This is a genomic window from Sphingobacterium sp. LRF_L2 (assembly GCF_965644235.1).
Taxonomy (GTDB): domain Bacteria; phylum Bacteroidota; class Bacteroidia; order Sphingobacteriales; family Sphingobacteriaceae; genus Sphingobacterium.
In genome coordinates, this window is record NZ_CBFFRI010000004.1 from 36,373 (window position 1) to 63,210 (window position 26,838).

A 26,838-nucleotide genomic window follows, 5' to 3' on the forward strand; every position below is an offset into this window, starting at 1 on the left:
TTTTCAGTCCTTTGCTCTACCGACTGAGCTATGGCACCTTTAAGTTTTTGTTTTTAATCTGTTACTTTCAGATTTTTTTGGTGGTGCCAGCTGGATTCGAACCAGCGACACAAGGATTTTCAGTCCTTTGCTCTACCGACTGAGCTATGGCACCTCTTACAACAACTCTTCATTTAAACCCCTCTTTTCCTTTGTTGCGATGCAAATCTAGGTTCTTTTTTCGAATTCTAAAACTTTTGTTGCAATTATTTTTAATGCTTTTTTCAACTGATTGATTCTGATTGAGATAAAATTACATCAAATAAACACTGCAATAATCCAAATACGCTATCTTTGCACTTCACAAAAATGATATGAGTAAAAAAGGTAGAGTTTTGGTAGCAATGAGTGGTGGGGTAGACAGCTCCGTTGCAGCTGTTATGCTGCACGAACAAGGCTACGAGGTTATTGGTATTACTATGAAAACTTGGGACTATGCATCAGCTGGTGGCTCATCAAAAGAAACTGGTTGTTGTAGTCTAGATAGTATCAACGATGCGAGAACACTTGCCGTTGGATATGGCTTTCCTCACTATATATTGGATATACGCGATGAATTTGGTGACTATGTAATCGATAATTTTGTTGATGAGTATATCGCAGGTCGCACACCGAATCCCTGTGTTTTGTGCAACACGCACATCAAGTGGTCCGCATTAATGAAACGTGCAGATAAGTTGGATTGTGAATTCATAGCCACTGGACATTATGCAAATATTCGCATGCATGACAATGGACGTTATGTTATCTCTAAAGGTCGGGATGAAAATAAGGACCAGTCCTACGTACTATGGGGGGTCTCCCAAGAAAATCTAGCCAGAACACAATTTCCACTGGGAAATTTCACAAAAAAAGAAATCCGTCAAATGGCATTGGAAATGGGACAAGAAGAGCTCGCTAGCAAATCGGAAAGTTATGAGATCTGTTTTGTGCCAGATAACGATTATAGAGCATTTTTACGTCACAAGAGACCAGCTTTGGATGAAGAGATAGGTCCTGGTAATTTTATTTTATCAGATGGAACTGTAGTCGGAAAACATATAGGCTATCCATACTTCACCATCGGTCAACGGAAAGGTTTAGGAATTGCGCTTGGAAAACCCATGTTTGTTATCGAAATATTGCCTGAAAGTAATTCCGTGGTTTTGGGAGAAGAGCATGAACTTGAAAAGTCCCAAGCATTTGTTCGGGATATCAATTTGGTAAAATACGCATCATTGGACGAGCCACTAAATGCGGTTACTAAAATACGTTACAAAGATGCTGGAGCGCAATCTATATTGACTCAACAAGGTAATATTATGCAAGTAGACTTTACACATCAAGTAAAAGGAATAGCACCAGGACAATCCGCAGTGTTCTACGAAGGAAATGATCTTCTTGGAGGTGGCTTTTTGATGAAGTAGAACGTTAAATTTCGTTATAAATAAAAAAGAGGGATGCATGACACATCCCTCTTTTTATTTTATGAATCTTTTCGTTAGATTTTAGCAATCTCTTGTGCAAGATCAATGATTTTGTTTGAGTATCCCCACTCATTGTCATACCAAGAAACAACTTTCACGAAGTTGTCATTCAATGAAATACCAGCTTTAGCATCGAAAATTGAAGTACGTGCATCACCTAAGAAATCTGTAGAAACAACTTCATCTTCAGTATATCCTAAAATACCTTTTAATTCGCCTTCAGAAGCTTCTTTCATAGCTTGTTTGATTTCTTCATAAGAAGCACCTTTTTCCAAACGTACAGTTAAATCAACTACAGATACATCGGCAGTAGGAACACGTAAAGACATACCAGTTAATTTGCCTTTCAATTCAGGAAGAACCAAACCTACAGCTTTAGCAGCGCCTGTTGAAGAAGGGATTATATTTTGATAAGCTCCACGGCCACCTCTCCAATCTTTCGCAGAAGGACCATCTACTGTTTTCTGTGTAGCAGTAACAGCGTGTACAGTGGTCATTAAACCTTCAATAATACCAAATTTATCGTTCAATACTTTTGCTACAGGAGCTAAACAGTTTGTAGTACAAGATGCATTTGAAACAATTGTATATTCTGGTTTCAATTCTTTGTGATTAACACCCATTACGAATGTAGGCGTATCGTCTTTTGCAGGCGCAGACATTACGACTTTTTTTGCACCAGCGTCAATATGTTTTTGCGCTAACTCTTGCGTTAAAAAGAAGCCTGTAGATTCGATAATTACTTCAGCACCAACTTCATCCCACTTCAAATTAGAAGGGTCTTTTTCTGCAGTGATACGGATCGTTTGTCCGTTTACGATAAGGTTACCATCTTTTACCTCGACAGTACCATCAAATTTACCGTGTGTAGAATCATATTTAAGCATGTAAGCCAAGTAGTCAGGTTCTACCAAGTCGTTGATTCCAACAATCTCGATGTCGCTACGTGTAATCGCTGCTCTGAATGCTAAACGGCCAATACGACCGAATCCGTTAATTCCAATTTTCATTTTATTAATTTTTATTAATGTAATACTTTACTAAATTTTGAACTGGCTCTTTGATTATGTCACCAATATGTAAGCCATATTCTGCTCCCAGTTCACGAAGCACATCGGCATAATTGCTAGCGACAGATCCCGTAAAATTAAAAAGATTGTCGGGGTATGTTTCAGCCAAAGGTAGGAGATAGGTTTTAATGTAAACTTCTAATCCCTTTTTTATATGCTGTGCAAAATATGTCTCTTCTCTATTTTCGTAAATAAAGTCCGCAAAGCTTGTCAGGAAAAGATTAGGATTAGGGTTATAGTAGATACGGTCTAGAATAAGTCGGCGGTCCAAATTATATTTATGAAGGAGTTTCTCACGGATACCAGTAGGCATCACGTCGGTCAAAAAATCCTTTAACAACTGTCTTCCAAGCCAATTCGTAGATCCTTCGTCAGCCAATATATACCCTAAACCATAATTGTTAGGCATAAGCTTCTTTCCATTATAAAACGCAGCATTTGAACCACTTCCTATAATTCCGATAATTCCTTTCTCGTCACCAAATGTGGAAATAGCAGAAGCAAGCACATCATGGCTCGCTTTTATCTTCGCATTTTTAAAAAACTGTGAAAAAATTATTTCAATTTTTTCCTGCCGTTCAGGTGAAGAAGCTCCTGCTCCAAAAAAATAAATCTTCCTTATTTTTTCTGCATTATTTATTAAATGGTTGCTTTTGTTCAACAGTTGTAGGATATACCGCTCATCCTGTATATAAGAATTGATACCTGCAGTACGAAAACCGTGCAATACACGACTTTTGTCCGCAATTCTCCAGTCAGCATACCTAGAACCACTAAAAACAACTACAATCATACTCTTCTTTAAATAGCCATTACTTTTGCAATCTCCACCAAATCCTCGTTCAACTTAAGTTCTTTTTTACTTAAGGCTTCCTCGAGCGGAGTTGTTACAATCTCAGACCCACGAATACCGACAGTTGCTCTTGAGTTTCCTTTCAACAGCTCATTAACAGCTGCGTAGCCCATACGTGTAGCTAAAACGCGATCTGCACTACTTGGTGCTCCGCCTCGTTGTAAGTGCCCTAAGATACTAACTTTTATGTCAAAATAATCAAATTTTTCATTGACACGTTTGGCGACGTTAGAAGCTCCACCATTTTTATCACCCTCTGCAACAATTACGATCATAGATGACTTATTCCGGTCAGCGCCATGAGCCAGCATCTCAATCAATTCTTCAATTGCTGTATCCTTCTCAGGAAGTAAAATAGCCTCTGCACCACCTGCAATACCTGCGTTCAACGCTATACACCCCGAATCCCTACCCATTACTTCAACAAAAAAGAGTCGATTGTGAGAGGCTGCTGTATCGCGGATTTTATCAATAGCATCGATAACTGTATTGTTTGCAGTATCATAGCCAATTGTTAAATCAGTACCATTTAGGTCGTTGTCAATTGTACCAGGGATACACATTACTGGGATATCATATTCTCTAGAAAATATTTCCGCACCAGTAAAAGTGCCATCTCCACCAATAGCAACTAACGCGTCAATACCTGCTGCTTTCAGATTTTCGTAAGCTTTTGCTCTCCCTTCAGGTGTTCTAAACTCTAAACAACGTGCTGTTTTTAGAACTGTACCTCCTTGTTGAATAATAGAGCTCACCGATTTACTCTCCATATCAAACATGGAGTTTTCAATCATTCCTTGGTAACCGTGATATATACCTGTTACTTTTTTTCCATTGTACAAGGCTGTTCTTACTGCTGCGCGAATTGCAGCATTCATTCCCGGAGAGTCACCTCCGGAAGTAAAAACACCTATTCTTGTTATTTCTTCCACTCGATTAATCATTTTAGGTATTACGAATATAGTGTGTATTTTTTACACTATTAAATTTTTTTTTGCTTTTTTTAGATTATTGTAATATAATTGATAAAGTTTGTAAAGAAATTAGCAGACAGGTCATCTTTGAACTATTTACACTTTACTTAAAATTTGAGATTATTTTGCAGACCCATTTTACCATAGACTGTGTTATTTATAGCTTTAATGAAGGAAAATTACAAGTGTTACTTACAGAAAGAAACCAATATCCTTACAAGGATTGGTGGGCCTTACCCGGCTTTTTCGTAGAAAAGGAAGAGGAAATGGAGGATGCTGTAAAACGTATCCTTTACGAGCATACGGGGCTAAAAGATATATTTATGGAACAGTTGGGTGCATTTGCAGGCGTAAAACGACATCCCCAAGGTAGAATTATGACTGTTGCTTTCTCAACGATTGTAAAATATGACGATGTCAAATCCAAAATTCGACCTATTACATCTTATATGAAGCAGGCGAAATGGTTTGCTATTAACGAACTCCCAGAGTTAGCCTTTGATCATAACCAGATTATCCAACAAAGTCTTCAAAAATTAAAGTACAGTATTAACTATTCAACAGCAGTCTATGAATTGCTCCCCGAAAAATTTACACTGACACAACTACAACAGGTGTATGAAGCGATCTTAGATAAGACGCTAGACAAACGAAATTTTCGGAAGAAAATTGCAAATTCAGGCTTTCTTAAAGAATTGCAAGAAGTTCAGAAGGGGGTGTCGTATCGAGCAGCGCGTTTATATAAATTCGACAAAAGGAAGTTCCTTAAACAACTAGGCGTAGAGTAAGCGCTAGAAAACCAGATAGATATCTTTTTGTATTAATTTACTATTAAATTACAATTCATTTTGAGTTGTAGCTTGGTATGTATTGCTCTTTTTTTTATTTTTGAACGTTTTTTGAAAAAAGTCAGAAAGTACAAAGGTAAAAATGGAGAACAAAAAGGACCATATTATTCAGGTTGCACTTAAAAGATTCGCACATTATGGGTTCAGTAAAACGACCATGAGCGAGATTGCAGCAGATTTAAATATTACCAAAGCAAATCTATATTACTATTACCCGGACAAAGATTCGTTGATAAAGGATGTACTTGTTCACATATCAGAAGAAATTGTCAATAGGGAATACGGTATTTTAGAAACCTACGATGGTAATTTATTAAATACATTAAATAACCTCTTAGAAGTTCGTGCAGATTTCCTCAAAGAATATTATGTATTGCACATTAGCGAAAATTTAGAGTGGATCAAAGGACAAGGCGTTGGGACTATCCTAGAAGCTTTACATCAAAAAGACATTGAACTGATGTCTGATTTATTTGGTCGAGCTGTTAAAGCAAGAGAAGTATTGTTAGATGATGTTCAAGCGGATGCAGCATCCTATGTTCATGTTATTAAGGGGCTAAGTCTTTTGTGTAGCGTAGGTGATGTTATTTCAGGCATGCCAAATAGTCGCAATGTCGAAGAGATTTTAGAGAGCCAGAAGCAGGCTACTAAATTTATATTTAACAATAAGATAATAAACAAAAACTAATTTTACAGATAATTTTTTTCAAAAATGAACTTTAAATTTTTGAGTGTTTTAACCGCAGGCATACTTCTTTCTTGGAGCCATCTACAAGCTCAAGAAACATTGACACTGCAACAGGCTGTTAAATTTGCTTTGGAGAATAAAGTGGAGGCGCAGAAGTCAAAACTTGACATAGCAAATGCACAGTATAAAATTGATGAGGTGAGGGCAGGTGCCAAACCTCAGGTTTCTGGTGCAGGTACATTAACGTACAATCCGATGCTCCAGCAAAGCGCACTGCCAGGAGAGTTGTTAGGTAGGCCAGGAGAAACGCTAATGGTCGCCTTTGGCCAAAAATGGCAGTCCAACGCAACTTTAAGTGTAAATCAGCAGATATTCAATCAGGCATTATTTACAGGTCTAAAAGCGGCGAGTACAACACGAGAATTTTATCAAATCAACAAAGATTTGACTGATGAGCAATTAATCGAAAAAGTGGCTACTGCATATTATCAGGTGTTTCAATCGCGACTGCAAGAGCAAACTGTAGAATCAAATTTGCAAAACACCGAAAAAAACCGCCAAGTTATTCAAGGTCTAGTTGAAGCAGGACTTGCTAAGCGTATAGATTTAGATCGAACAACAGTACAAGTAAACAACCTTAAAGCTCAACTTCAACAAGCTATAAATACTTCACAGATACAAGAAAATGCTTTAAAATTTGCTATTGGTATGGATGTCTCAGCAGATGTTGAACTTCCGTCAGAAACCTTTGCAATAAATCCTCAAGTAGCAGATTTGCAAAACAACACTATAGAAAACCGTACCGAAATACGTGTTTTAGAAAAGCAAACAGAGCTTCTTGAATTGGATAAAAAAGCAACATTAGCTGACTATTATCCAACACTTTCCTTTTCCGGAAATTTAGGTTATCTTGGAATGGGACCGGCTTTCCCGATTTTTTCTCAAAATTCTAATGTATCTTGGTCTGGTTTCTCTGGCCTTAGCCTCAATCTATCTATTCCAATCTACAATGGAGGAAAAACGAAAGCTCAAATTGGTCAAAAAAATGTAGCTATCATGCAAGCAAAGGCTGATCTTGAAGACACCAAGCTCGCTTTGTACATGGCAAACGATAATGCAAGAACACAGATTAAAAACAGTTTGTTGACCATAAACTCTAGCGACGCGAATGTAAAACTTGCAAAAGAAGTTTTAGAGAATACGCAAAATAACTATCGCAATGGATTAGCTACTTTAACGGATCTGCTCGATGCGGAAAATTCTTACGCTGACGCACAGACAAACTACAACACGGCCTTATTAAATTACAAAGTTGCCGAGGTCGCTTTAATTAAAGCAAACGGAAATTTAAAATCTTTAGTAAACGAATAACTAACTTATCATATGAAATGTCCATTATCGTAAAACACGAATGAAATTAACCCTGAAGGGCCCATCGAAGATAATCTGGATATTCCATATCAACTTAAAAAAACAAATTATTTACATATGAAACGAGTAATAATCGCTGTCATAATTATAGCTGCTGCATTAGCAGGAATCATGTTTTTATTAAACAAGAATAAGGCGAAAAACGAACAACAAACTGCTGTTGTAGCGCAGAAAAATGCTGCAGTTGCTATACGAGCAGATTTAGTAGATTTACGCGACGTAAATACCCAATATATCACAAATGGGGTTTTTGCACCTAAACAAGAAGTTAAACTTGCAGCGGAAGCAGCAGGACGAGTTATTAAAGTATTGGTAGATGAGGGCGATTTTGTACGAGCGGGGCAAACATTGGCAATTGTAAATGGAGATAAACAATCGGTAAATGTTAATAATGCGCAAGCAAATTACAATAATGCGAAGTCAGAACTTGCTCGTTTTGAAAGTGCTTATGCTTCAGGTGGCGTAACACAACAGCAAGTAGATCAGGCTAAACTGCAGTTGGAAAATGCGAAAAACAACTTGAAGACAGCGGAGCTATCTGCATCTGATTTGAATGTGACGGCGTCTTTTGCTGGGGTTATAAACAGTCGAAAAATTGAACCAGGTTCTTATGTAAACGCAGGTACTGAGATGTTTGAAATTGTTAATATTTCTACCTTGAAACTTATGATCAATGTTGATGAAAAAAATATTGGTCAAGTAAAGATCGGTCAATCAATTAAAGTTGAATCAGCAGTACTTGCAGGAAAGACTTTCAATGGTATTGTAAAATTCATCGCGCCAAAAGGCGACGCTAGCCTGAACTTCCCTGTAGAACTAGAAATTCAAAATAATTCATCCAACGACCTAAAAGCTGGAATGTACGGCACCGCTTATTTTGGTAGCGAAACTACTATGCAACTTTTAACTGTTCCCCGCAGCGCCTTTGTCGGAAGTATCAGCTCAAATCAAATTTTTTCCATAGAAAACGGTAAAGCTGTATTAAAGAAAGTAGTCTCAGGAAGAAGTTTTGGTGACTATATAGAAATCGTTTCTGGACTTGAAAAAGGAACGCAAGTTATCACATCTGGACAAATCAATTTATTAGATGGTACTCCTGTTGAAATTATTAAGTAGTTATCGCAATCCTATTACATGAAAATATCTGAAATATCTATAAAACGACCAAGTATAATTATAGTATTATTTATTATACTTACGCTTGGTGGTATTTTCTCTTATACCCAAATGGGATATGAGTTGATACCCAAATTTGAAGTGAATGTTATCACTGTTCAAACTGTTTATCCTGGCGCTGCACCATCAGAGGTCGAGACATCGGTAACTAAAGTTATAGAGGACGCTGTTGCAAGTTTGGAGAACGTCAAAAAGATCGAATCTAAATCCATGGAATCTGTTTCGGTCGTAATGATTACTTTGAACACAGGGGCTGATGTCAATTTTCTACTGACAGATGCACAACGGAAAATCAATGCAGTTGTAAATGAGTTGCCAGATGATGTAGAAACACCAGCTTTATCGAAATTTTCGATTGATGATGTTCCTATCATTAATTTATCTGTAACGTCCAAGTTAACAGAAAAGGAGCTTTACGACCTACTTGATCAAAAGATTCAACCCATTTTCGCTCGTATTAACGGTGTCGCTAAAGTAGATATGATTGGTGGTGAAGAACGTGAAATACAGGTCAGTGTAAGTCCTGAGAAGCTCGAGGGATACGGCCTTTCTATTGTTCAGGTTCAACAGTCGATTGCCGCTGCAAATCTTGATTTTCCAACAGGAAATGTAAAAACAAGAAGCAATCAAACGACTTTACGCTTATCTGGTAAATTTACATCGTTAGATGAATTGCGAAATCTACCTCTTACTACACCTAAAGGTATTCAGATTCGCTTAAGCGATGTTGCAGATGTGCAAGATGGGATTAAAGACGTTGAAAAGATAGCACGTTTAGATCGCCAGAATACCATCATTCTTCAAGTTTTCAAACAATCAGATGCGAATGCAGTTGAGGTTTCGGAACTTGTCCAAAAAACAATCGGCACTGTTCAAAACGATTATAAAGAGCAGGGTGTGCAAGTGGAAATTGCTAATGATACGACGGAGTATACCTTAACAGCTGCTGACAATGTGGTGCATGATTTGATGATAGCGATAGCCTTAGTTGCATTCATCATGTTGTTCTTCTTGCATAGTTTACGGGATGCTTTTATTGCTGTTGTTGCGATTCCTCTATCGTTGATTGCTACATTTATTTTCTTAAATGCTTTAGGGTATACGTTGAACCTTATGTCTTTACTAGGGCTTTCACTTGTAGTAGGGATTCTCGTAGATGATGCGATTGTGGTTATCGAAAACATCCACCGTCATATGCAAATGGGAAAAAATAAGGTACGTGCAGCTTTTGATGGCGCAAAAGAGATCGGTTTCACTGTATCGGCAATTACGTTGGTTATTGTAGTCGTATTTTTACCGATTGCAATGTCGTCAGGATTAGTTTCGGACATCTTACGTCAGTTTTGTGTTACTGTTATGGTATCCACATTGCTTTCTTTACTTGTATCTTTCACTATTGTTCCATGGCTTTATTCGAGAATGGGACAATTGACTCATATTGATAAGAAAACCTTTTTTGGACGTATTCTTTACGGTTTCGAAGCAGGCTTGACAGCCTTAACACATTGGATAAGCGGACTATTAGAATGGGCTCTTAAAAGTCGACTCAATAAAGTGTTGGTATTGATCCTCTCATTGGTTTTACTTGTCGCTTCTTTCATGTTGGTTGGCAAAGGTTATATAGGTTCTGATTTCTTCCCGGGAAATGATAAAGGAGAATTTTACTTACAAATAGAGATGAACAAAGATGCGTCATTGGAACAGACAAACTTCATGACGCAGAAGGCCGAGAACTATTTGTCACAAAAACCTGAGATAGCGCGTACTATTACAACAGTAGGTCAGGCTTCTGATGGTACAATGAGTACTTCTGGATCCATGTATAAATCCGAAATCCAAATCATTCTGCAGGACGGCTTCAACCAGAAAGAGCCTACTAAAGTCTATTCAGCGAAGCTGAAACGTGAAATGGAGAATGTATTAGTGGGAGCGAAAGTAAAAACTGTAAACATGGGTATCATGGGGGCAGAACAGGCTCCGTTGTCTTTAACTATTATAGGATCATCTCAAGAAGATGCATTGGAAACAGCTCGTCAGTTCGAAGAACTACTTCGTAATGTTCCTGGTGCCTCGGAGGTAAAATTGACGTCAGAAGATGGTAATCCGGAAATTAGTGTTAAAGTAGATCGTGATAAGATGACAAAACTTGGGCTCGATGTATCCACTGTTGGTATGACGATGCAAACTGCCTTTTCTGGAAATGATGATACAAAATTCCGTGCTGGTGACACAGAGTATGATATAAACATTCAGTTTGAAGAATTTGGACGTGGAAGTATTGATGATGTAAAGAATTTGAAATTTATCAATAAAGATGGACAGGCAATGCGTTTAGAACAATTTGCAGATGTTGAATATACTTCAGGACCAAGCTTATTGGAGCGTCGTGATAAATCGCCTTCTGTTTCCGTTCAGGCGCAGGTTGTTGGTCGTCCGACAGGTACCGTGGCATCTGATTGGCAGACAGAATTCGAAAAAGTCAAACTTAAACCAGGTGTTTCTTATAAATGGGGAGGAAACATGGAAAACCAAGAAGAAGGATTCGGGAGTTTAGGAGTGGCATTGTTAGCATCCATTTTGCTCGTTTACTTAGTTATGGTTGCATTATACGATAGTTTTGTGACACCTTTCGTTGTACTTTTCTCTATCCCGTTATCATTTATCGGAGCGCTACTTGGCTTAGCATTAACTAATCAATCTTTAAACATCTTTACCATCTTAGGTATTATCATGTTAATTGGTTTAGTGGCTAAAAATGCGATTATGTTGGTCGATTTTGCAAACCATAAAAAAGATAATGGTTCTAGTACATATGATGCCCTAATCGCTGCAAATCATGTGCGTTTCCGCCCTATTTTGATGACAACAATTGCCATGGTCATAGGTATGTTGCCTATTGCTCTTGCAACAGGTGATGGAGCCGATATGAATAGAGGTCTTGCTATTGTCATTATTGGTGGGCTTTTGTCTTCATTATTCCTTACTCTTGTCGTTGTACCGGTCGTTTATTCAATTTTTGACAGCTTAGGTCGTCGTTTTGGAAGCAAGGAAAAAGTAAAATATGCAGAACTAATTTCTGCTGATTATGTACATGCTGATGATTTTGTTGACGAAATGGACGTTAAACATTAACGATAGCGATAACAAAAGAAAGGGGCTGTCCACAAATGTTGGATAGCCCTTTTTTATTGGATTTTAAACGGTTCCCCACAGGTATATTTCAACTATTCAATTCCCATGGTATTGCTTTAACGTCTTGGACGATGTACTTTTTTGTCATCGAACATAAAACAAAATTACTGACCAAAATATTACAAAAGTCAATAATTAAAACCAGAGAACTTACTTAATTTTGACACATGTTAAAGCCAGTCAAATTATCAATAATTGAATTACTGACGTTGATTTTTACAGCAACATTGGTGAGTGCCGGAATTGTAATATCGAGAATAGATGTTGCTTGGTTTGAAAATATTTATGCGGTTGAAGACGGTTTTGTCGAGAACTGGACGGTAGTCCCTTTAATTGTGGCTACATTTTATGCGGTCTTCCTTTACAGCAAATTGAATAAACATAAACCGTGGCAATTTAAAGTAATCAGCATACTCATCGCATGCTTTTCCATATTTGTAGCTGGAGAAGAAATAAGTTGGGGACAACGCATATTTAATGTGGAAAGTTCTACATTCTTTCTTGAACATAATGCACAAGGAGAAACTAATTTACACAATATGGTGGTCGGGGATAAAAAGATAAATAAAATTATCTTTTCGCAACTCTTAACGGTATTGATGGCATTTTATTTACTTGTACTTCCTGTAGTTCATAAGAAAAATAAAAAATGGAGAGAGTTCATCGATATGTCCGGTATTCCAATACCTCAACGCTATCAAATTGTAAGTTGCCTTATTCTCTTTGTTTCTATTTCATTAATTCCTTCGGGAAAAAATGCGGAAATCTTAGAAGCGGGTATTACGACTTTATTCTTACTTATTTTTCTTTTTCCTAAAAATGCCGAAGCTTTTGCCCTTATACCACAAGGATCTGGTGAACATTCGAATAAAATCGCACTTAACGCATGATTGAATTGATCCGTGAACACAGTAGATTAGGAGTTACATTTATTCTATTGCTAGCTAGTTTATCTGCTTCAGCGCAAGTAAATGTAGGTATCAATTTAGGTGGTAATCTTTCTAATGCAGATGGCGTTTCTTTTCGTTCCTCAAGACGATTAGGTTTCCAAGCAGGAGGGACTTTAACCATTGGTTTCCATAAGCATATGGCTATACAGGCAGAACCTTCATTCAATCTCACCCGAATACGGGCGAATGATGAAACCAGCAATAGAGAGGATGGCATTCAAAAGGGAAACAAAAGTTTACAATTTTTTAATTTACCTGTTTTGTTCAAATTAAAAATAACACCTGCTTTTGCACTTTTAAGCGGAATTGAATTTAATAAATTAATTAATGATCAACAATATCGCCTGAACAACGATGAGCCGGCTTTCAAAAGTGGAAATCGATTAGGTTATAGTTTAGGAGCTGAACTTGGCAAATTTTATTTTCGATATCGCGGAGTTTCTAAATCGACCAGAGTTGGAGGCAATTGGAATGCCGTAATCGAACAATATCAGTTCGGCATACGTTGGATATTGATTTGATTGCGTTTAGCTCTAAGAAAAATGAAATTGTATCTACTAACTTTTTCAGTATGCCCTAAATTGATCGCTCGTAGAATAGAGATGACCGAATATTTGAGCAAGCATGTGTCGAACCTGCAACTTGTTTCCGTCGAGTTACAAGATGGAATTTCAGCAATGTCTTTCATCGCAAAAGGTCGCGTGGAAGAATTAATTCTAAATTTACTACGTTTAAAAGGTTTCAATCTGAGCTTCATGCAGGCAAAACAAATAGATCCAAAATAAGCCTGTATCACTAAAATGCCACTACATTCATGAACGAAAGAATTGAGAGCTTTCTAATGGAACTTTCTAAGATTTTCCAGTTTACTAAGAAGAGCTGTCGCGAGATATTTTTGCCACCATATGAGTTTAAAGAGATTGTTAGACAATGTTATGAAATAGGCTGGAAGTCGATGTCTTTAATAGGTATGACTAGTTTCATTGTTGGCATCGTATTCACCATGCAATCGCGACCATCTTTAGCGAAATTTGGGGCAACGGCAATGATCCCAGCCATGGTATCTATCGCTATTGTTAGAGCTCTCGCCCCATTGGTAACAGCACTTATATCATCTGGTAAGATCGGTTCGCAAATAGGTGCGGAATTAAGTTCGATGAAGGTAACGGAACAAATAGACGCAATGGAAGTTTCTGGAACTAATCCAATCAAATTCTTAATTTCTACTCGTGTTGTCGCTACAACGATAATGATTCCTATTCTTTGCTTTTATGCGGCTATGTTAGGTCTTTTAGGGGGATATTTTAGTATCGCGGAAAAAGATCAGATGAGTATTTTAGCTTATTTTACACAGGTATTTGGGATTTTGAAATTTGTAGATTTAGGGGCGATGGTATTCCGGGCTGTGACGTTTGGTTTTACCATTGGCCTAACAAGTAGTTATGTTGGCTATTACGCAAAAAATGGTACTCAGGGAGTAGGGAAGGCCTCCAATTCAGCCGTAGTTTCTTCGATGTTTTTGGTTTTTATTGAAGAGTTACTTATTGTGCAATTCCTTTCTGTATTCAATTAATTTTACAAAAGCAACTGAAACGGGATATAAGATCCTTATCATTTCACAGCAAGACCGTATATTCTTATAAAATGATAGACACTATCAAGGAATATAAAAAACGTCGGTAGATCGTGGTATTATTATTGTTAAAACAACCAAAACATATTTCCAATACTATTACTGACTTAATTTAACTATTGGAAATACGTTATATTACTTATTCCTATTTTCGAATCAGAAAAGTCGAAGTTCCGTGGGCATACAAGCGCCCCTTTTTATCGATGAGTTTCGCCTCCATCAATGCAATAGTACTACCAAGTTGGATAATCTTACCCTCTGCCTGCATTTTTCCTCTTTGCTGCCTTACAGGACGTAAAAAGTTTACCTTAAATTCTAATGTTGCAAAGCCAATTCCTTTTTCAAGTGTAGAATGAAGTGCACAAGCCATGACCGTGTCGAGTACGGTAGATACCATTCCTCCGTGAACACATCCCATTTGTGTGTAATGAAACTCTCGTGGTGCAAATTCAAAAATAACAGTTCCCTTTTCTACTAATACAGGAACCATATCCATGGTATTCAAGAATGGGGGCAAAGGTAAATCGCCAATTAATACAGATTTTAGATATTCTAATCCTGTCATTTCTTTTAACTTTACTACCGACGTCGTTGGGTCTTCCCATTTATATGTACGTATTCTTTCAGACATTTTATTCGATTTAATGCATTCATAATACCTTATGAAAGGCGTTTTAATAAATGTAATAATTATGAATTAATGCTCAGATATTAATCACTCTCAACTGGAAATAAAATAAGCTGAATTGGACAAAATTGCAGTTGAAATGTACGAGTAAAGATTTCGAAAAAAACTTCCAGCATGATATTTGCTGGTAAAAGTTGTAAACCTCATTATAAAGCCAAAGAAATGGCAACATTGAATATAAATTTATTCTTAACCAAAAAAAGGAGGCTATTATGAACCTTGTCCAAAAAATTGAACGCTGGGGAGACAATCACCATCCGCGTTGGCTTGATGTGTTACGTATCTTATTGGGAGTTATTCTATTTGCAAAAGGGATTAGCTTCATTGGTGATCGCGATACAGTGGCAGAGCTTATTCGCCAGACTCATTTTCAGTTGTCCATCTGGTCAGCTGTTCATTATGTAGTTTTTGCGCATCTGGTTGGAGGCCTATTTATTATGTTGGGACTCCAAACTCGATTCGCAGTATTAATTCAGCTTCCCATATTATTTGGTGCTGTGTTTTTTGTGAACATCACGCACGGCTTTAGTTTTTTAAATTCTGAGTTTTGGCTATCATTGATTGTTTTATTCCTGTTATTTGCTTTTCTTATCGTAGGGTCAGGAAAATATTCGTTAGATAATATGATGGACAAACCGGGCTATCGACGTTCGATATAAAAAAGAAGAGGCACTCTAAAGTGCCTCTTCTTTTTTTTAAACTACCAAATTTTGATACGTTCTTCTTTTGTTTTATACAGCTTATCACCTGGTTTTGTCTCAAATGCTTCGTGAAAAGCATCAAGATTGATAATAGGTGCAAAGGCGCGGTATTGAGCAGGGGAGTGTGGATCTGTTTTTACTTGATTTACAATGTACTCTTCTGTTGTTTTAGAACGCCAAATAGTAGCCCAAGAAAGGAAGAAACGTTGCTCTGGTGTAAAACCATCAATTAGCCCGGGATTTCCCTTATCTTTCAGATACATTTTCAATGCATCGAATGCGACCGATGAACCTCCCAAATCTCCAATATTTTCACCTAATGTAAATCGACCGTTTACAAATACGCCTGGAACAGGTTGAAAAGATTCAAATTGTGCTACCAATGCATCACCTGCAGCATCAAATTTTTCTTTATCTTCTGCAGTCCACCAGTTGTGCATGTTACCATTACCGTCAAACTGTGATCCTTGATCGTCAAAACCATGTGACAATTCGTGACCAATTACTGCACCAATCCCTCCGAAGTTAACTGCAGCATCCGCTTTGTAATCATAAAAAGGCACTTGTAAAATTGCAGCAGGGAAAACGATCTCGTTGAACATCGGATTATAATAAGCATTCACCGTTTGTGGAGACATTCCCCATTCCGATTTGTCTACTGGCTGACCTTGCTTTGCTAAGTTCTTCTCAAAAGACCAGCGGCTTAAACTACGAACATTCTCAAATAGAGAATTGCCTACTGTCAATTTAGAGTAGTCCTTCCATTTATCAGGGTAACCGATCTTAACCGTGAACTTGGAGAGTTTCTCTATCGCTTTTACTTTAGTGGCATCCGACATCCAATCTAAATTTTGGATGTGTACTGTAAACGACTTGATAAGATACTGAACCATCTCTTCACAAGCTGCTTTAGCTTCAGGAGGGAAGTTTTCTTTTACATACAATTTTCCTAGAAGTTCACCTGCAGACCCATTTACAAAAGACAAACCTCTTTTTTCTAACGCTCTTTGTTCTTTTTGTCCACGTAGTTTTCTACCGTAGAAATCGAATGCCAACTCATCCAAATCCTTTGTTAGATAGCCCGTCGCATCGTTCATGATGTTGAACTTTAGATATTCCTTAATTTGAGGAAGGTTCTCTTTGGATACGATTTTATCTAAGTTTTGGTAGTACTTTAGCTCACTAATAATAACAGTGTCAGCAGTAAATCCCAGCTGTTTAAAATACTTCGAAAGATCTACATTTTTAACCAACGTTCCCAAATCGGCTACAGCAACTGGGTTGTATTGCTTTTGCACGTCACGCTCCTCCTCAATAGTCTGTAAAAAAGACGCAATTTGCTTTTCAAAAGCAACAATTTTAGGACCTTTTAAATCACGTGTACGTTGATCAACTTTGCTGTATAAACTAGAGATAAAGTTTGCATATTGTCCCAATGTTTCTGTATTCTTCTCGTCAACTTTCTGATAATAAGAGCGACCCAATCCCAAGCTACCACCTCCAAGATAAACTGTATTACTATTACTGTTTTTCATATCAGCATAGACATAGGCGCCAAAAAATGGATTCCCACCTTCTGGACCAACCTCTAACAAATAGGCATAAAGATCATTAAGGCTTTTTATTGCATCTATTTTATCCAGATAAGGTTTAATCGGGCTAGTACCTAATTTATTCCTAGCATCAAAATCCACAAAAGATTTGTACAAATCGGCAATTTTTTGGGCATCCGATCCCTTTGTAAAGCTCTGACCTAATGATTCTTTTAAAATCTTTAGAACGGCGATGTCCGTATTTTCAGCAAGCTCATCAAACGATCCCCACCGCGCTTTATCGGAAGGAATTTCTGCCGTCTTCATCCAGTTTCCATTGACATAATTATAGAAATCATCCTGAGGACGTATCGATTTATCCATGTAGGATAAATTAATAGCCTGATGTTCTTGGGCAAATAGAAATCCTCCTGACGCAGCTACAATAGCCGCCATAGCAAGAAATTTTTTCATACGTTTTTATTTTGTTGTTTTTTAATTTACCTATGCAAACATAGCAAAAGTTGTGAGGAAAATTGGTAACGATTACATGGTAAAATAGGTTATTTTGCGTATTTTTCGCGATGATTTGGGAAGTTGACGGTCAAAAGATTAAAATTATAGTAAAAGCTACCGAAGGTATTGAAATACATCGTTGGGATAGTGACCATAAGGAAATTTTAGTATCGGGCAATATTTCGAAAGATGAATTAAAATGGTCGATTAAAAATTTGCTAGCAACTGGGGCGTTGGTACAAGGAGATTTTACCGTGGAACCAATAGGTGTATTCGGCCGCAAATGGCCTGTGCGCAGATTATTACATCCGCAACAGCCCTTTTTTTATGAAAATATCATACATTGTTACGTCAAAGGGGATAAGATTTCAGCGAAAGATCAAAAAGAGATAGAAAAACAATTACTTCTTCAAGAAATTTCCAGGGAAGTTGCTAAATGGGAAGAATATTTTCGGATTATGATTCCAAAAATCAGTCTTCGTAAAAATACGAAAAAACCATTTTCTATTACCTCAAATAAAGATGGGATTCTTTTCGACAGTACACTCTGTCATCAATCTATTCCATTGCTTCATTTTTGTGTATTCAATGCGATTGCGGAGTATATTTCTTTATCGAAGGATAGATATCATGAAATACTAGAAAAAAAGTATCCTACACACTCCAGTCTGACTAGAATAATAAACTATGAATACAACGAATCAAATTACAATTAAACTGCCGGTACCTCATCTAATTTTTGCAAAATTCTTGGCTACAGGTGATTCTCTTCTTGATTTATTTTCTGTAGAACAAATCAATACAATACAGACTTTTGTGCTTGAAAATCTAAGCGATCGGGATGGTGCTCCTATGCTCAATGACTTAAAAACAAAACTATTAAAATATGAAAACGATAGCGCGATATGAAGTTTTAGACTATACTTCACTATTAATCGTCGATTTTGTTGTTCGGATATTGAAGCTTGCCAATCCGATTATATTGATTTTAACTTCAGCTACCTACATGAAAACATTGAAGCCACTGCGCAGTATTTCCATTGGAACTTAGATAATTAATATTTGTTCAATAAGCATAGTATCTCCGAAAAATCTTTCTATCCTTTCTTCAAATATTTCGTAAGAATAACAATAGTTTGTCCTTCTACTTTACCCTCTATCTGTGTTGGATTATCTTGTACTAACCGTATATTTTTTACAACCGTCCCTAATTTAGCCGATAGCGTAGAGCCTTTAACATCTAACGTTTTGACAAGAACTACTGTATCCCCTTCAAACAGCCGGCTTCCGTTGCAGTCTTCGTGAAACTGTACGATACTGTCTTGCTCATGATCACCCGTTTTTTTTGCCCAAGCAAGAGTTTCCTCATCGAGATAAAGAATATCTAAATTATCCGCGGCCCATCCCTCATGGCGCAAACGGCTAAGTAATCGCCACGCTACCACCTGGACAGGTGTGTACTCTGACCACATTGTTTCTGAAAGCTTACGCCAATGCTCGCTATCCATCTGCTCTTTTTTTTCAATCTGATCTAAACATTTTTGACAAGTCAATATTGAATTATCAAAAGTTTCTTGTGTTTCTGGCGGCACAACATAGGTCGTCAAATTTTCCGTATAACCACACAATTCACAACTATTATTACTTCGATTCAAAAGCTGAACTATCAACGACATATCTTGTTTTTTTGGAACGCGAATTTACAGTTTTTTATCGAGAAAAGGTTTTTTGATTCAACTTACTAAATCAGCATATTATTTTGTAATATTGAATTGTTAATAAACCAAAGCTTATGAAATGGCAAGGCGGTCGTAAAAGTGGTCATATCGAAGATAGAAGAGGTATGACAGGAGGGCAAAAACTCACCTTAGGAGGAGTGGGCAGTATAGTTGTAGTTGTCATCGCGCTACTATTTGGCGGTGATCCTGAACAGCTCTTGAACCAATTACAACAAAATACGACCCCTGAAATATCCGAACGTGCTTATGAATCAACAGAAGAAGAAGATAAACTCATTGAATTTGCGGATGTAGTTTTGACGAGTACAGAAGATGTATGGAATAATATTTTCAAACAACAAGGCAAAACGTATCCAGAAACGAGTTTAGCGATATATAATGGAAGCACAGAGACTGCAGGCTGCGGAGTCGGCAAGGCTAGTTATGGACCTTTTTACTGCCCTAGTGACCAAAAAATCTACCTAGATCTCAGTTTTAATAAAGATCTATCTCAAAAGTATGGTGCAAAAGGCGAATTCGCTTTGGCTTACGTTATCGCGCATGAAGTCGGGCATCATGTGCAAAATGTACTTGGTGTGTTACGGAAAACAGATGCTTCACGCATGCATTTATCTGAAAAGGAATCCAATAAAATTTCTGTCATGACCGAGCTTCAAGCGGACTTTTACGCTGGTGTCTGGGCACATCATCTAAAGAACTACAGTACAATTGAACTCACATATCAAGACATCGTAGATGGCATGAATGCAGCAGCAGCAGTTGGTGATGACCGTCTTCAAGAAGAAGCCCTTGGTCATGCCAATCCAGAATCCTTTACACACGGCACATCAAAGCAGCGTATGGATTGGTTCAAGAAAGGATATGATACGGGGGATATTTCGGAAGGGGATACCTTTAGTGCTTCAGATTTAAAATAACAAATTATTGAACCAGTAAATTACATCCCCGAATATCACTATTATCGAAACGGCCCAATATTTCAAAAGAATTGTCGGAATTAAGCTTACCTAAATCCTGGGTCGCGATAAAAGAACAAGAATAATAGTTCGCTAAATCAATAACGTTAATTGCTCCGGTTTTTTGATCTTTTAATAAGCTTAGAGGGTCATTTGTATCTCTAATAAGTATTTTCATCCAAGTTGGAGATTGAAAAACTCCAGCTCCAAAGGAATAACCTTGGGACAACAACTCTGTCATACCATACTCCGAATGAATTGAAGAAACGCCAAACCCCTCACAAAGTGTATGATGCAATTCTTCCCGGACCATTTCCTTTCGTTTTCCCTTCATACCCCCAGTTTCCATTACCATTAAATCAGGAAAATTCAACGAATAGCTTTCGCAAAAATCAAGTAGTGCATAAGTAACGCCTATTAACAAAGTCTTCACACCCTCTTTTTTCAAAGAGAGAAGGGTCTGATAAAGATCTTGGTGATTGTAAAGAAAATAACCAGAAGCTTTATGTCTACTTTGCTGAATTAAATCATCGACCATATAGATCAAAGAAGAACCGGTGCGTTCTAAATAAGAGGGGAGAAGAGCAAGTATAGCTATCTCCTCTACATTGCCATAATAATGCGCAAAACAAGAACGGAAAGATCGCTCGTACCAAGAAATGTCGACAACTTCATGTTTGCTCGTAATCATCCCTGTAGTCCCTGAACTGGTAAATGTAATAACAGCGGGTTCCTCAGAAGCAACGATTTGTTGACTTTTAAATAGCTCTATTGGTAAAAAAGGAATTTCTGTATAATGAGACACCGCGTTTAAATCGGTATGTAAATAGTCGACAAAGCGTCTATACACCACATTATGTTCGTACTGAAATCTAAATACAGCTAAAGCAGCTGTATTAAAATCCAATTCATTTTGGATAGAAAATATATTATCCTGCATAATCATGTTGGAAATACAAAGTTAATGCAATTTTATCGTCAGCACTACTTTTTTCCAACTATTCGTAAAAGCTTTCACCATATTACTGTAGGAAAGTTCGAAACTACCCCGTGTACGAATATCTAAAAATAGATTCTTTTCCTAAAGTAAAAGGAAGCTCTATAGCTTCCTTTTACTGCGATTTAAATTTTTGAGAATCTTAAATCATTCCTCCATCAACAGCGATAACTTGCCCATTGACATAGGAAGATAAATCTGATGCTAAAAACAAACATGCATTAGCAATATCTTCAGGCTCACCAACACGTTTCAATGGTATATTTGCTTCCCATCCAGCGACTACCTTAGGGTCAAGCACATCAGTCATTTCCGTACGAATAAAACCTGGTGCTACGACATTAGTCCGAATATTACGAGAGCCCAACTCGCGTGCCACCGACTTAGAAAAACCGATAATACCCGATTTTGACGCCGCATAGTTCGCTTGTCCTGCATTTCCCTGAATACCAACGACAGAACTCATGTTAATAAATGACCCCTTACGATTTTTCATCATCACTTTGGAAGCTGCCTTTGTGACATTAAAAATTGATTTAAGATTGATATTTATCACATCATCCCAATTCTCTTCTGTCATGCGCATCAACAAACCATCTTTTGTAATACCCGCATTATTAACGACTATATCCAATGTTCCAAATTCACTTACAATATCGTCCACAAGCTTTTCCGCTTCAACATATTTTGAGGCATCGGAGCGATAGCCCTTCACCTTCGTTCCAAAAGCCTGTAGTTCTGCTTCTAGTGCTTCACCTTTCTCGACAGAAGAAAGATAAGTAAATGCAACGTTTGCTCCCTGTTGCGCAAAAACTTCAGCAATTTTCCTGCCGATACCTTTAGATGCTCCAGTTACAAGCGCTGTTTTGCCTTCTAGTAATTTCATTTTATCTAATAGTTTCCTTTTCAAATAATCCCACAAAAATGTTAAATATCTGTAAAATATCACGAATTTATTTTTCATTTTCCTTGATGCATCGTCTTATTCAAAAAGGACAAACACCGTTAGGATAGGGTCAAAGGCATCTTAATTCTTAAAAAAATGACAGTAATAATGAAAGAATTTTGACATTTTCATTGTATAAAAACCAATTCGAATGTTAATTTTGTACGGAACAAAAAAATCATGGGTAAAAAAACTAAAAAATCTGAAGTCGATGTTGTCTTGATCGGTGCAGGTATCATGAGTGCAACATTGGGAACGTTAATTAATGAACTAAATCCTGATATTAATATTGAGATCATAGAACGTTTAGACGTTGTTGCTGCAGAAAGTTCAGATGCATGGAATAATGCGGGTACAGGTCATTCCGCGTTGTGTGAATTGAATTACACCCCCGAGCAAGCTGACGGCAGTGTTAAAGTTGCAAAAGCCATTAATATTGCTGAACAATTTGAGATTTCAAAACAGTTTTGGACCTATTTAGTAAAAAAGAATATTCTAAAAAATCCATCTGAATTTATACGCCAGGTACCACATATGAGTGCTGTATTTGGAGAAAAAGATGTGAAATTTCTGAAAACACGTTACGAAACCATGGTTAAAGAAAACCTCTTTAAAGGTATGGTTTACACCGAAGATAAGGCTACTTTAAAGGAATGGATACCTCTTATGATGGAAGGCCGTTCAGATGATGAGCAAATAGCTGCTACTCGTATGGAGATCGGTACAGATGTTAATTTCGGTTCTTTAACCCGTGATCTTGTTAACCATTTAGAAACAAAAGGAAATATCAAGCTCGCTCTTAATCAAGAGGTACGTGATATTAAAAGAAAGAAGGATTACCGTTGGGGAATTGAAATTAAAGATTTAACAACTGGAGAAAAACGTGAGATAAAAGCAAAATTTGTGTTTATCGGAGCTGGCGGACGATCGTTGTTGTTACTAGAAAAATCGGGAATTCCGGAAGCAAAAGGCTATGGTGGTTTCCCTGTTGGCGGACAATGGTTACGTTGTAAGAATAAAGAGATTATCAAACAGCACAATGCTAAAGTGTATGGTAAAGCATCTGTAGGTGCGCCACCAATGTCTGTTCCACATTTGGATACGCGCTATATAGATGGCGAACAAGCTTTACTTTTTGGTCCATATGCTGGCTTTTCTACAAAATTTCTTAAAAAAGGCTCTTATTTTGATCTACCCGCCTCAATAAAATTATCAAATATACGCCCAATGATTTCTGCTGGCCTTGACAACTTAGACCTGACAAAATACTTGATCACAGAAGTTATGAAAAGCCCTTCAGATAAACTGGATTCGTTGAAACAATTTATGCCAACAGCGAAATTAGAAGATTGGGGGATTGAAATCGCAGGGCAACGTGTACAAGTCATCAAAAAAGACCCAAAACATGGCGGTATCCTTGAGTTTGGAACTGAAGTTGTCTCTAGCTCGGATGGATCCATAGCAGCTCTCTTAGGAGCTTCTCCTGGAGCATCAACTTCTGTAGCCATCATGATTAGTTTGCTAAAGAGATGTTTTCCTGAACGTGCTAAATCGGAGGAATATCGCCAAAAACTTAGGGAAATGATTCCTTCATGGGGTAAGAACTTAAATGACGATGCTGAACTTTGTGAAAAGACTCGTCTTCAATCGCAAGAAGCTTTACAACTAGCGTAAAATTTAATACTTATGGGGTGCTTTTGGTGTAGACTTTAGTTTTCTATACCAATTCATAGGCTGAGAATATACCCAAAGAGCTGTTTGCACACTTTCTATTGCACACAGCTCTGGAACCTGATCCAGGTAATGCTGGCGTAGGGATAATTTCTTTTTCTTCCTTAGCGAAACCGTAAGTTTATTGTAGCTCAACTCAATTTATTATTCAGACGGTTTTATGCAATTACAAGAATTTATAGATCATATTCAACAGGCCTTTATCCAAACTTCCTGGTTAGAGCGATTGGCAGTACTGTTTGGTATTGTGCAAGTTATACTGTCTAGTCGAAATCAAATAAGTAACTATTTCTTTGGAATCTTATCCATCGTATTGACTATATCAGTCCTATTTGACGCACGGCTATACGCTGAAATTATACTTAACGTGTATTATTTAGTTATGAGCATCTATGGATTATGGTATTGGAAATTCAAAAATGATAATAAAACTCTACCAGTAAGCAGTTGTAACAAAAGAGAATGGCAAATTGTAGCTGCGATAATTATAGGAGGATATGCACTTCTATATCTGTTCCTTAGCCATTTTACAGACTCTGATGTACCTATGTTAGATGCAATTGTATCCAGTACAGCTTGGGCTGGCATGTGGCTTTTGGCCAAACGAAAAATTGAAAACTGGATTTTATTAAATTCCAGTAACATTATTGCAGTCCCATTATTGTTTTACAAAGAGTTATACCTATTTGCAACGCTAACAATCGTGTTGTTTATTGTAGCCATATTCGGGTATTACCGATGGAAAAAAATAATACAAACACAAAGAATACCTTCCTATGCTTAGCAACGAACATCAAACGATTATAAAAGACAACATTCGCTTAGCGATCAGCCAGAAATGCTTAACAAGTGATATGCTCAAGCTTGTTTATAGCCAAAAGTGGTTTAACCTTTGGGTTCCAAAAGCATATGGAGGGCTGGCGTCAAATTTGGCAGCAGGCTGCCATCTTCTGGAGGAACTAGCATATATAGATGGAGGTTTTGGATGGACGGTAACTTTATGCGCAGGAGCAAATATGTTTGCGGGATTCATCGATCCGGCATTAGCGACTACGCTGTTTCAAAATCCTAACGTATGTTGGGGAGGCAGCGGACAAGTTACAGGGCGAGCAGAGCGCGCAGATAACGGGTTTTTAATTAGTGGACAATGGAAATATGCGACGGGCGCACCACATCTAACACACTTTACTTTAAATGCTTGGATATATGAAAATGGACAACAGGTTTACGACGAACAAGGAAAGCCGATATACTACTCCTTTTTCGTAAATCGTGATGATGTTCTTATTCATTACGACTGGGATACTTTCGGGTTAGAGTGTACAGCAAGTCATAGCTTTTCAATAACCAAATTATTTGTTACGGATAGCCACGTTTTTGAGTTAATCCCTGAAAAAAGAACACATCAGGATATCCTTTTTTCTTACCCATTTGCACATTTTGCCGAATGCACGTTAGCTGTAAACTACTTGGGTATGTTTTTTAAATTTTTAGATCTGCTTGAACGCTACTTTTTTATCAAAGCCACAGACAAGGTCTGGAACAACACAAAAGGAAAATCCCTTTTCAAACAAATTGATGGTGTGCGGCAATCTATAGAAAAGAAAAAAGAGCAGTTATATGCCTTGATGGTTACTACATGGAATGATACAACATCAGCAAACGAAGAACTTGCAGATATTGCAAATTTAAGTCGTATCATAGTCGCTGAGATAAAAAAACAAACTATAGAGCTCTTTCCACAGGCGGGGATTATGGGCGCTCAACGAGAAAGTGAATTAAATATCGTCTTTAGACATCTATTTACAGCATCACAACACGCGTTACTTAATACCTAACAACCCAAAATGAAATATTAACAATCAAATTGGCGAGATGCTTCATACACAACGATTTTACCATTGCTCATTTTAGTAGATAGAATAAGCAGAACACGTTCTTCTTCGTAATTTCGGGGAACAGATATAATAAAATCAGGTTTGTTATCTCCATCAAGATCGCCAACAAAATCGATTCGCATAAAAGTATCTTGAAAGGACTCCTCGCTGAGCAATACTGTCGTTTGACCTTTTGGATCAATCAATTGTAATTGATAGTCAGAAACTTCGTGAAAAATTTCTTCATGACCATCATCGTCTGTGAAGACTTCAGAACTACCAATACTGCCTACCCCCGCTAATCGATAAGTATTTCCAAGAAAATCAAAATCGATTTTTTCGTTTGGCCATATTTTGTTATTCATTAACGAAATAGGTTGAATCTCTTTCGAAGTTATTACTGCCAAATTTGTTAACAGCAAACTCCCAGAACTCGCTTCGATACGTTTTGTTGCAATACCAGCGCAGTCATCATAACCGTTTGATTTTTGATAGTTTAATGGCGTAATTGCGAAAATCGGTCCATCTTGATGAATATCCAACCATTTACCTTTATTTAAGAGAGTTTCAGGATCATCAGCTGTTTCCCAAATCCGATAATTACCTGTTATAAGCGTATTGTTTTCCACGTACTGGATTTCCGGAGGGACTTCTATTTGTTGAGGTTGCTTTTCTTCTACGTTTTTTATAGGCGAAACGTCTATTGAATCAGCAGGTGTAGTGATATCATTTTGTTTGGAAGTTGATACTGCGCTCGTACAAGCAACAAAAAGCATCAATGAAAATATAGCTGGGTATCGCATAAACATTATATTTAGTTGTTGTGATATCCAGC

Annotated in this window: 27 protein-coding genes and 1 tRNA gene; 18 read left to right on the plus strand and 10 right to left on the minus strand. The window is 37.4% G+C overall.

Annotated features, from left to right (window positions below; translation table 11 throughout):
• Positions 1–78: 78 nt before the first annotated feature.
• Positions 79–154, minus strand: a tRNA-Phe gene (locus tag ACSZOX_RS08965).
• Between the two features lie 199 nt (positions 155–353).
• Between ACSZOX_RS08965 and mnmA the strand changes: the two genes are divergently transcribed.
• The gene (gene mnmA, locus ACSZOX_RS08970; RefSeq protein WP_437919544.1) at positions 354–1,445 is read left to right on the plus strand and encodes a tRNA 2-thiouridine(34) synthase MnmA; all 1,092 of its coding nucleotides are present in this window, start codon (positions 354–356) and stop codon (positions 1,443–1,445) included.
• 74 nt (positions 1,446–1,519) lie between these two features.
• Here the strand turns inward: mnmA and gap are convergent, their stop codons facing one another.
• Genes gap through pfkA form a run of 3 tightly spaced genes read right to left on the minus strand, consistent with a single transcriptional unit; the run spans position 1,520 to position 4,360 of the window.
• The gene (gap, locus tag ACSZOX_RS08975) at positions 1,520–2,515 is read right to left on the minus strand and encodes a type I glyceraldehyde-3-phosphate dehydrogenase (RefSeq protein WP_437919545.1); all 996 of its coding nucleotides are present in this window, start codon (positions 2,513–2,515) and stop codon (positions 1,520–1,522) included.
• Between the two features lie 4 nt (positions 2,516–2,519).
• Positions 2,520–3,368, minus strand: coding sequence for a hypothetical protein (locus tag ACSZOX_RS08980; protein ID WP_437919547.1), 849 nt, complete (start codon positions 3,366–3,368; stop codon positions 2,520–2,522).
• Positions 3,369–3,376: 8 nt separating this feature from the next.
• A complete protein-coding gene (gene pfkA, locus ACSZOX_RS08985; RefSeq protein ID WP_437920103.1) occupies positions 3,377–4,360 on the minus strand; it encodes a 6-phosphofructokinase in 984 nt (327 codons plus the stop codon).
• A 167-nt stretch (positions 4,361–4,527) separates the two neighbouring features.
• On the opposite strand from pfkA, the gene ACSZOX_RS08990 reads away from it, so the two are divergent.
• From ACSZOX_RS08990 to ACSZOX_RS09030, 9 genes are all read left to right on the plus strand, one after another.
• Positions 4,528–5,190 carry an NUDIX hydrolase gene (locus ACSZOX_RS08990; RefSeq protein WP_437919548.1) on the plus strand — a complete coding sequence of 221 codons (663 nt, stop codon included), beginning with the start codon at positions 4,528–4,530 and terminating at the stop codon, positions 5,188–5,190.
• Positions 5,191–5,332: 142 nt separating this feature from the next.
• Complete coding sequence (locus tag ACSZOX_RS08995) at positions 5,333–5,938, plus strand: TetR/AcrR family transcriptional regulator (protein WP_437919549.1); 606 nt, start codon at positions 5,333–5,335, stop codon at positions 5,936–5,938.
• 24 nt (positions 5,939–5,962) lie between these two features.
• Positions 5,963–7,309 carry a TolC family protein gene (locus tag ACSZOX_RS09000; RefSeq protein ID WP_437919550.1) on the plus strand — a complete coding sequence of 449 codons (1,347 nt, stop codon included), beginning with the start codon at positions 5,963–5,965 and terminating at the stop codon, positions 7,307–7,309.
• Between the two features lie 117 nt (positions 7,310–7,426).
• A complete protein-coding gene (locus ACSZOX_RS09005; RefSeq protein WP_437919551.1) occupies positions 7,427–8,485 on the plus strand; it encodes an efflux RND transporter periplasmic adaptor subunit in 1,059 nt (352 codons plus the stop codon).
• Between the two features lie 18 nt (positions 8,486–8,503).
• On the plus strand, positions 8,504–11,677 hold the full coding sequence (locus ACSZOX_RS09010; RefSeq protein ID WP_437919552.1) for an efflux RND transporter permease subunit: 3,174 nt from the start codon (positions 8,504–8,506) through the stop codon (positions 11,675–11,677).
• A 227-nt stretch (positions 11,678–11,904) separates the two neighbouring features.
• Entirely contained in the window at positions 11,905–12,627 is a 723-nt protein-coding gene (locus ACSZOX_RS09015; RefSeq protein WP_437919553.1) for a hypothetical protein, read from the plus strand.
• On the plus strand, positions 12,624–13,208 hold the full coding sequence (locus ACSZOX_RS09020) for an outer membrane beta-barrel protein (RefSeq protein WP_437919555.1): 585 nt from the start codon (positions 12,624–12,626) through the stop codon (positions 13,206–13,208). Before ACSZOX_RS09015 ends, ACSZOX_RS09020 begins: the two co-directional genes overlap by 4 nt.
• 21 nt (positions 13,209–13,229) lie before the next feature.
• The gene (locus ACSZOX_RS09025; RefSeq protein WP_437919556.1) at positions 13,230–13,472 is read left to right on the plus strand and encodes a hypothetical protein; all 243 of its coding nucleotides are present in this window, start codon (positions 13,230–13,232) and stop codon (positions 13,470–13,472) included.
• Between the two features lie 29 nt (positions 13,473–13,501).
• On the plus strand, positions 13,502–14,260 hold the full coding sequence (locus ACSZOX_RS09030; RefSeq protein ID WP_437919557.1) for an MlaE family ABC transporter permease: 759 nt from the start codon (positions 13,502–13,504) through the stop codon (positions 14,258–14,260).
• A gap of 205 nt (positions 14,261–14,465) precedes the next feature.
• Here ACSZOX_RS09030 and ACSZOX_RS09035 read toward each other — a convergent pair whose 3' ends face one another.
• The gene (locus ACSZOX_RS09035) at positions 14,466–14,951 is read right to left on the minus strand and encodes a PaaI family thioesterase (RefSeq protein ID WP_437919558.1); all 486 of its coding nucleotides are present in this window, start codon (positions 14,949–14,951) and stop codon (positions 14,466–14,468) included.
• Positions 14,952–15,220: 269 nt separating this feature from the next.
• Here ACSZOX_RS09035 and ACSZOX_RS09040 point away from each other — a divergent pair, with 269 nt between their 5' ends.
• A complete protein-coding gene (locus tag ACSZOX_RS09040) occupies positions 15,221–15,667 on the plus strand; it encodes a DoxX family protein (RefSeq protein WP_437919559.1) in 447 nt (148 codons plus the stop codon).
• A 41-nt stretch (positions 15,668–15,708) separates the two neighbouring features.
• Here the strand turns inward: ACSZOX_RS09040 and ACSZOX_RS09045 are convergent, their stop codons facing one another.
• Complete coding sequence (locus ACSZOX_RS09045) at positions 15,709–17,715, minus strand: M13 family metallopeptidase (protein ID WP_437919560.1); 2,007 nt, start codon at positions 17,713–17,715, stop codon at positions 15,709–15,711.
• Positions 17,716–17,825: 110 nt separating this feature from the next.
• On the opposite strand from ACSZOX_RS09045, the gene ACSZOX_RS09050 reads away from it, so the two are divergent.
• From ACSZOX_RS09050 to ACSZOX_RS09060, 3 genes are read left to right on the plus strand one after another with little or no spacing between them, the layout of a single operon-like run.
• Positions 17,826–18,473: a hypothetical protein gene (locus tag ACSZOX_RS09050; protein ID WP_437919561.1), complete on the plus strand. Its 648-nt coding sequence runs from the start codon at positions 17,826–17,828 to the stop codon at positions 18,471–18,473.
• Positions 18,445–18,666 (plus strand): hypothetical protein, encoded by a 222-nt coding sequence (locus tag ACSZOX_RS09055; RefSeq protein WP_437919562.1) that lies wholly within the window; start codon positions 18,445–18,447, stop codon positions 18,664–18,666. The genes ACSZOX_RS09050 and ACSZOX_RS09055 overlap by 29 nt, the downstream gene beginning before the upstream one ends.
• Positions 18,644–18,808, plus strand: coding sequence for a hypothetical protein (locus ACSZOX_RS09060; protein ID WP_437919563.1), 165 nt, complete (start codon positions 18,644–18,646; stop codon positions 18,806–18,808). The genes ACSZOX_RS09055 and ACSZOX_RS09060 overlap by 23 nt, the downstream gene beginning before the upstream one ends.
• 46 nt (positions 18,809–18,854) lie before the next feature.
• On the opposite strand, the gene ACSZOX_RS09065 is transcribed toward ACSZOX_RS09060, so the two are convergent.
• Positions 18,855–19,433, minus strand: a complete 579-nt coding sequence (locus tag ACSZOX_RS09065; RefSeq protein ID WP_437919564.1) for a PhnA domain-containing protein — start codon at positions 19,431–19,433, stop codon at positions 18,855–18,857.
• Positions 19,434–19,549: 116 nt separating this feature from the next.
• On the opposite strand from ACSZOX_RS09065, the gene ypfJ reads away from it, so the two are divergent.
• Positions 19,550–20,413 (plus strand): KPN_02809 family neutral zinc metallopeptidase, encoded by an 864-nt coding sequence (ypfJ, locus tag ACSZOX_RS09070; RefSeq protein WP_437919565.1) that lies wholly within the window; start codon positions 19,550–19,552, stop codon positions 20,411–20,413.
• A gap of 4 nt (positions 20,414–20,417) precedes the next feature.
• Here ypfJ and ACSZOX_RS09075 read toward each other — a convergent pair whose 3' ends face one another.
• Both ACSZOX_RS09075 and fabG read right to left on the minus strand, forming a co-directional pair.
• The gene (locus ACSZOX_RS09075) at positions 20,418–21,398 is read right to left on the minus strand and encodes an acyl transferase (RefSeq protein ID WP_437919566.1); all 981 of its coding nucleotides are present in this window, start codon (positions 21,396–21,398) and stop codon (positions 20,418–20,420) included.
• Positions 21,399–21,591: 193 nt separating this feature from the next.
• Entirely contained in the window at positions 21,592–22,335 is a 744-nt protein-coding gene (gene fabG, locus ACSZOX_RS09080; RefSeq protein WP_437919567.1) for a 3-oxoacyl-[acyl-carrier-protein] reductase, read from the minus strand.
• Between the two features lie 240 nt (positions 22,336–22,575).
• On the opposite strand from fabG, the gene ACSZOX_RS09085 reads away from it, so the two are divergent.
• From ACSZOX_RS09085 to ACSZOX_RS09095, 3 genes are all read left to right on the plus strand, one after another.
• Positions 22,576–24,069, plus strand: a complete 1,494-nt coding sequence (locus tag ACSZOX_RS09085) for a malate:quinone oxidoreductase (protein WP_437919568.1) — start codon at positions 22,576–22,578, stop codon at positions 24,067–24,069.
• A gap of 217 nt (positions 24,070–24,286) precedes the next feature.
• The gene (gene pnuC / locus ACSZOX_RS09090; RefSeq protein ID WP_437919569.1) at positions 24,287–24,910 is read left to right on the plus strand and encodes a nicotinamide riboside transporter PnuC; all 624 of its coding nucleotides are present in this window, start codon (positions 24,287–24,289) and stop codon (positions 24,908–24,910) included.
• A complete protein-coding gene (locus tag ACSZOX_RS09095; protein WP_437919570.1) occupies positions 24,903–25,964 on the plus strand; it encodes an acyl-CoA dehydrogenase in 1,062 nt (353 codons plus the stop codon). Before pnuC ends, ACSZOX_RS09095 begins: the two co-directional genes overlap by 8 nt.
• Positions 25,965–25,981: 17 nt before the next feature.
• Here the strand turns inward: ACSZOX_RS09095 and ACSZOX_RS09100 are convergent, their stop codons facing one another.
• Entirely contained in the window at positions 25,982–26,806 is an 825-nt protein-coding gene (locus tag ACSZOX_RS09100; RefSeq protein ID WP_437919571.1) for a hypothetical protein, read from the minus strand.
• Between the last annotated feature and the right edge of the window lie 32 nt (positions 26,807–26,838).

What these genes read in the sequence shown, in the direction of transcription:
- ACSZOX_RS09005 (WP_437919551.1), top strand. Translation starts at nt 7,427, where the DNA reads ATGAAACGAGTAATAATCGCTGTCATAATTATAGCTGCTGCATTAGCA.
- ACSZOX_RS09020 (WP_437919555.1), top strand. Translation starts at nt 12,624, where the DNA reads ATGATTGAATTGATCCGTGAACACAGTAGATTAGGAGTTACATTTATT.
- gap (WP_437919545.1), bottom strand. Translation starts at nt 2,515, where the DNA reads ATGAAAATTGGAATTAACGGATTCGGTCGTATTGGCCGTTTAGCATTC.
- ACSZOX_RS09055 (WP_437919562.1), top strand. Translation starts at nt 18,445, where the DNA reads ATGAATACAACGAATCAAATTACAATTAAACTGCCGGTACCTCATCTA.
- ACSZOX_RS09095 (WP_437919570.1), top strand. Translation starts at nt 24,903, where the DNA reads ATGCTTAGCAACGAACATCAAACGATTATAAAAGACAACATTCGCTTA.
- ACSZOX_RS09040 (WP_437919559.1), top strand. Translation starts at nt 15,221, where the DNA reads ATGAACCTTGTCCAAAAAATTGAACGCTGGGGAGACAATCACCATCCG.
- ACSZOX_RS09000 (WP_437919550.1), top strand. Translation starts at nt 5,963, where the DNA reads ATGAACTTTAAATTTTTGAGTGTTTTAACCGCAGGCATACTTCTTTCT.
- ACSZOX_RS09100 (WP_437919571.1), bottom strand. Translation starts at nt 26,806, where the DNA reads ATGCGATACCCAGCTATATTTTCATTGATGCTTTTTGTTGCTTGTACG.
- ACSZOX_RS09050 (WP_437919561.1), top strand. Translation starts at nt 17,826, where the DNA reads ATGATTTGGGAAGTTGACGGTCAAAAGATTAAAATTATAGTAAAAGCT.
- ACSZOX_RS09015 (WP_437919553.1), top strand. Translation starts at nt 11,905, where the DNA reads ATGTTAAAGCCAGTCAAATTATCAATAATTGAATTACTGACGTTGATT.
- ACSZOX_RS09030 (WP_437919557.1), top strand. Translation starts at nt 13,502, where the DNA reads ATGAACGAAAGAATTGAGAGCTTTCTAATGGAACTTTCTAAGATTTTC.
- ACSZOX_RS09010 (WP_437919552.1), top strand. Translation starts at nt 8,504, where the DNA reads ATGAAAATATCTGAAATATCTATAAAACGACCAAGTATAATTATAGTA.
- ACSZOX_RS09060 (WP_437919563.1), top strand. Translation starts at nt 18,644, where the DNA reads ATGAAAACGATAGCGCGATATGAAGTTTTAGACTATACTTCACTATTA.
- mnmA (WP_437919544.1), top strand. Translation starts at nt 354, where the DNA reads ATGAGTAAAAAAGGTAGAGTTTTGGTAGCAATGAGTGGTGGGGTAGAC.
- ACSZOX_RS08980 (WP_437919547.1), bottom strand. Translation starts at nt 3,368, where the DNA reads ATGATTGTAGTTGTTTTTAGTGGTTCTAGGTATGCTGACTGGAGAATT.
- ACSZOX_RS09035 (WP_437919558.1), bottom strand. Translation starts at nt 14,951, where the DNA reads ATGTCTGAAAGAATACGTACATATAAATGGGAAGACCCAACGACGTCG.
- ACSZOX_RS09075 (WP_437919566.1), bottom strand. Translation starts at nt 21,398, where the DNA reads ATGATTATGCAGGATAATATATTTTCTATCCAAAATGAATTGGATTTT.
- pnuC (WP_437919569.1), top strand. Translation starts at nt 24,287, where the DNA reads ATGCAATTACAAGAATTTATAGATCATATTCAACAGGCCTTTATCCAA.
- ACSZOX_RS08995 (WP_437919549.1), top strand. Translation starts at nt 5,333, where the DNA reads ATGGAGAACAAAAAGGACCATATTATTCAGGTTGCACTTAAAAGATTC.
- fabG (WP_437919567.1), bottom strand. Translation starts at nt 22,335, where the DNA reads ATGAAATTACTAGAAGGCAAAACAGCGCTTGTAACTGGAGCATCTAAA.
- ypfJ (WP_437919565.1), top strand. Translation starts at nt 19,550, where the DNA reads ATGAAATGGCAAGGCGGTCGTAAAAGTGGTCATATCGAAGATAGAAGA.
- ACSZOX_RS09065 (WP_437919564.1), bottom strand. Translation starts at nt 19,433, where the DNA reads ATGTCGTTGATAGTTCAGCTTTTGAATCGAAGTAATAATAGTTGTGAA.
- ACSZOX_RS09085 (WP_437919568.1), top strand. Translation starts at nt 22,576, where the DNA reads ATGGGTAAAAAAACTAAAAAATCTGAAGTCGATGTTGTCTTGATCGGT.
- ACSZOX_RS09025 (WP_437919556.1), top strand. Translation starts at nt 13,230, where the DNA reads ATGAAATTGTATCTACTAACTTTTTCAGTATGCCCTAAATTGATCGCT.
- ACSZOX_RS09045 (WP_437919560.1), bottom strand. Translation starts at nt 17,715, where the DNA reads ATGAAAAAATTTCTTGCTATGGCGGCTATTGTAGCTGCGTCAGGAGGA.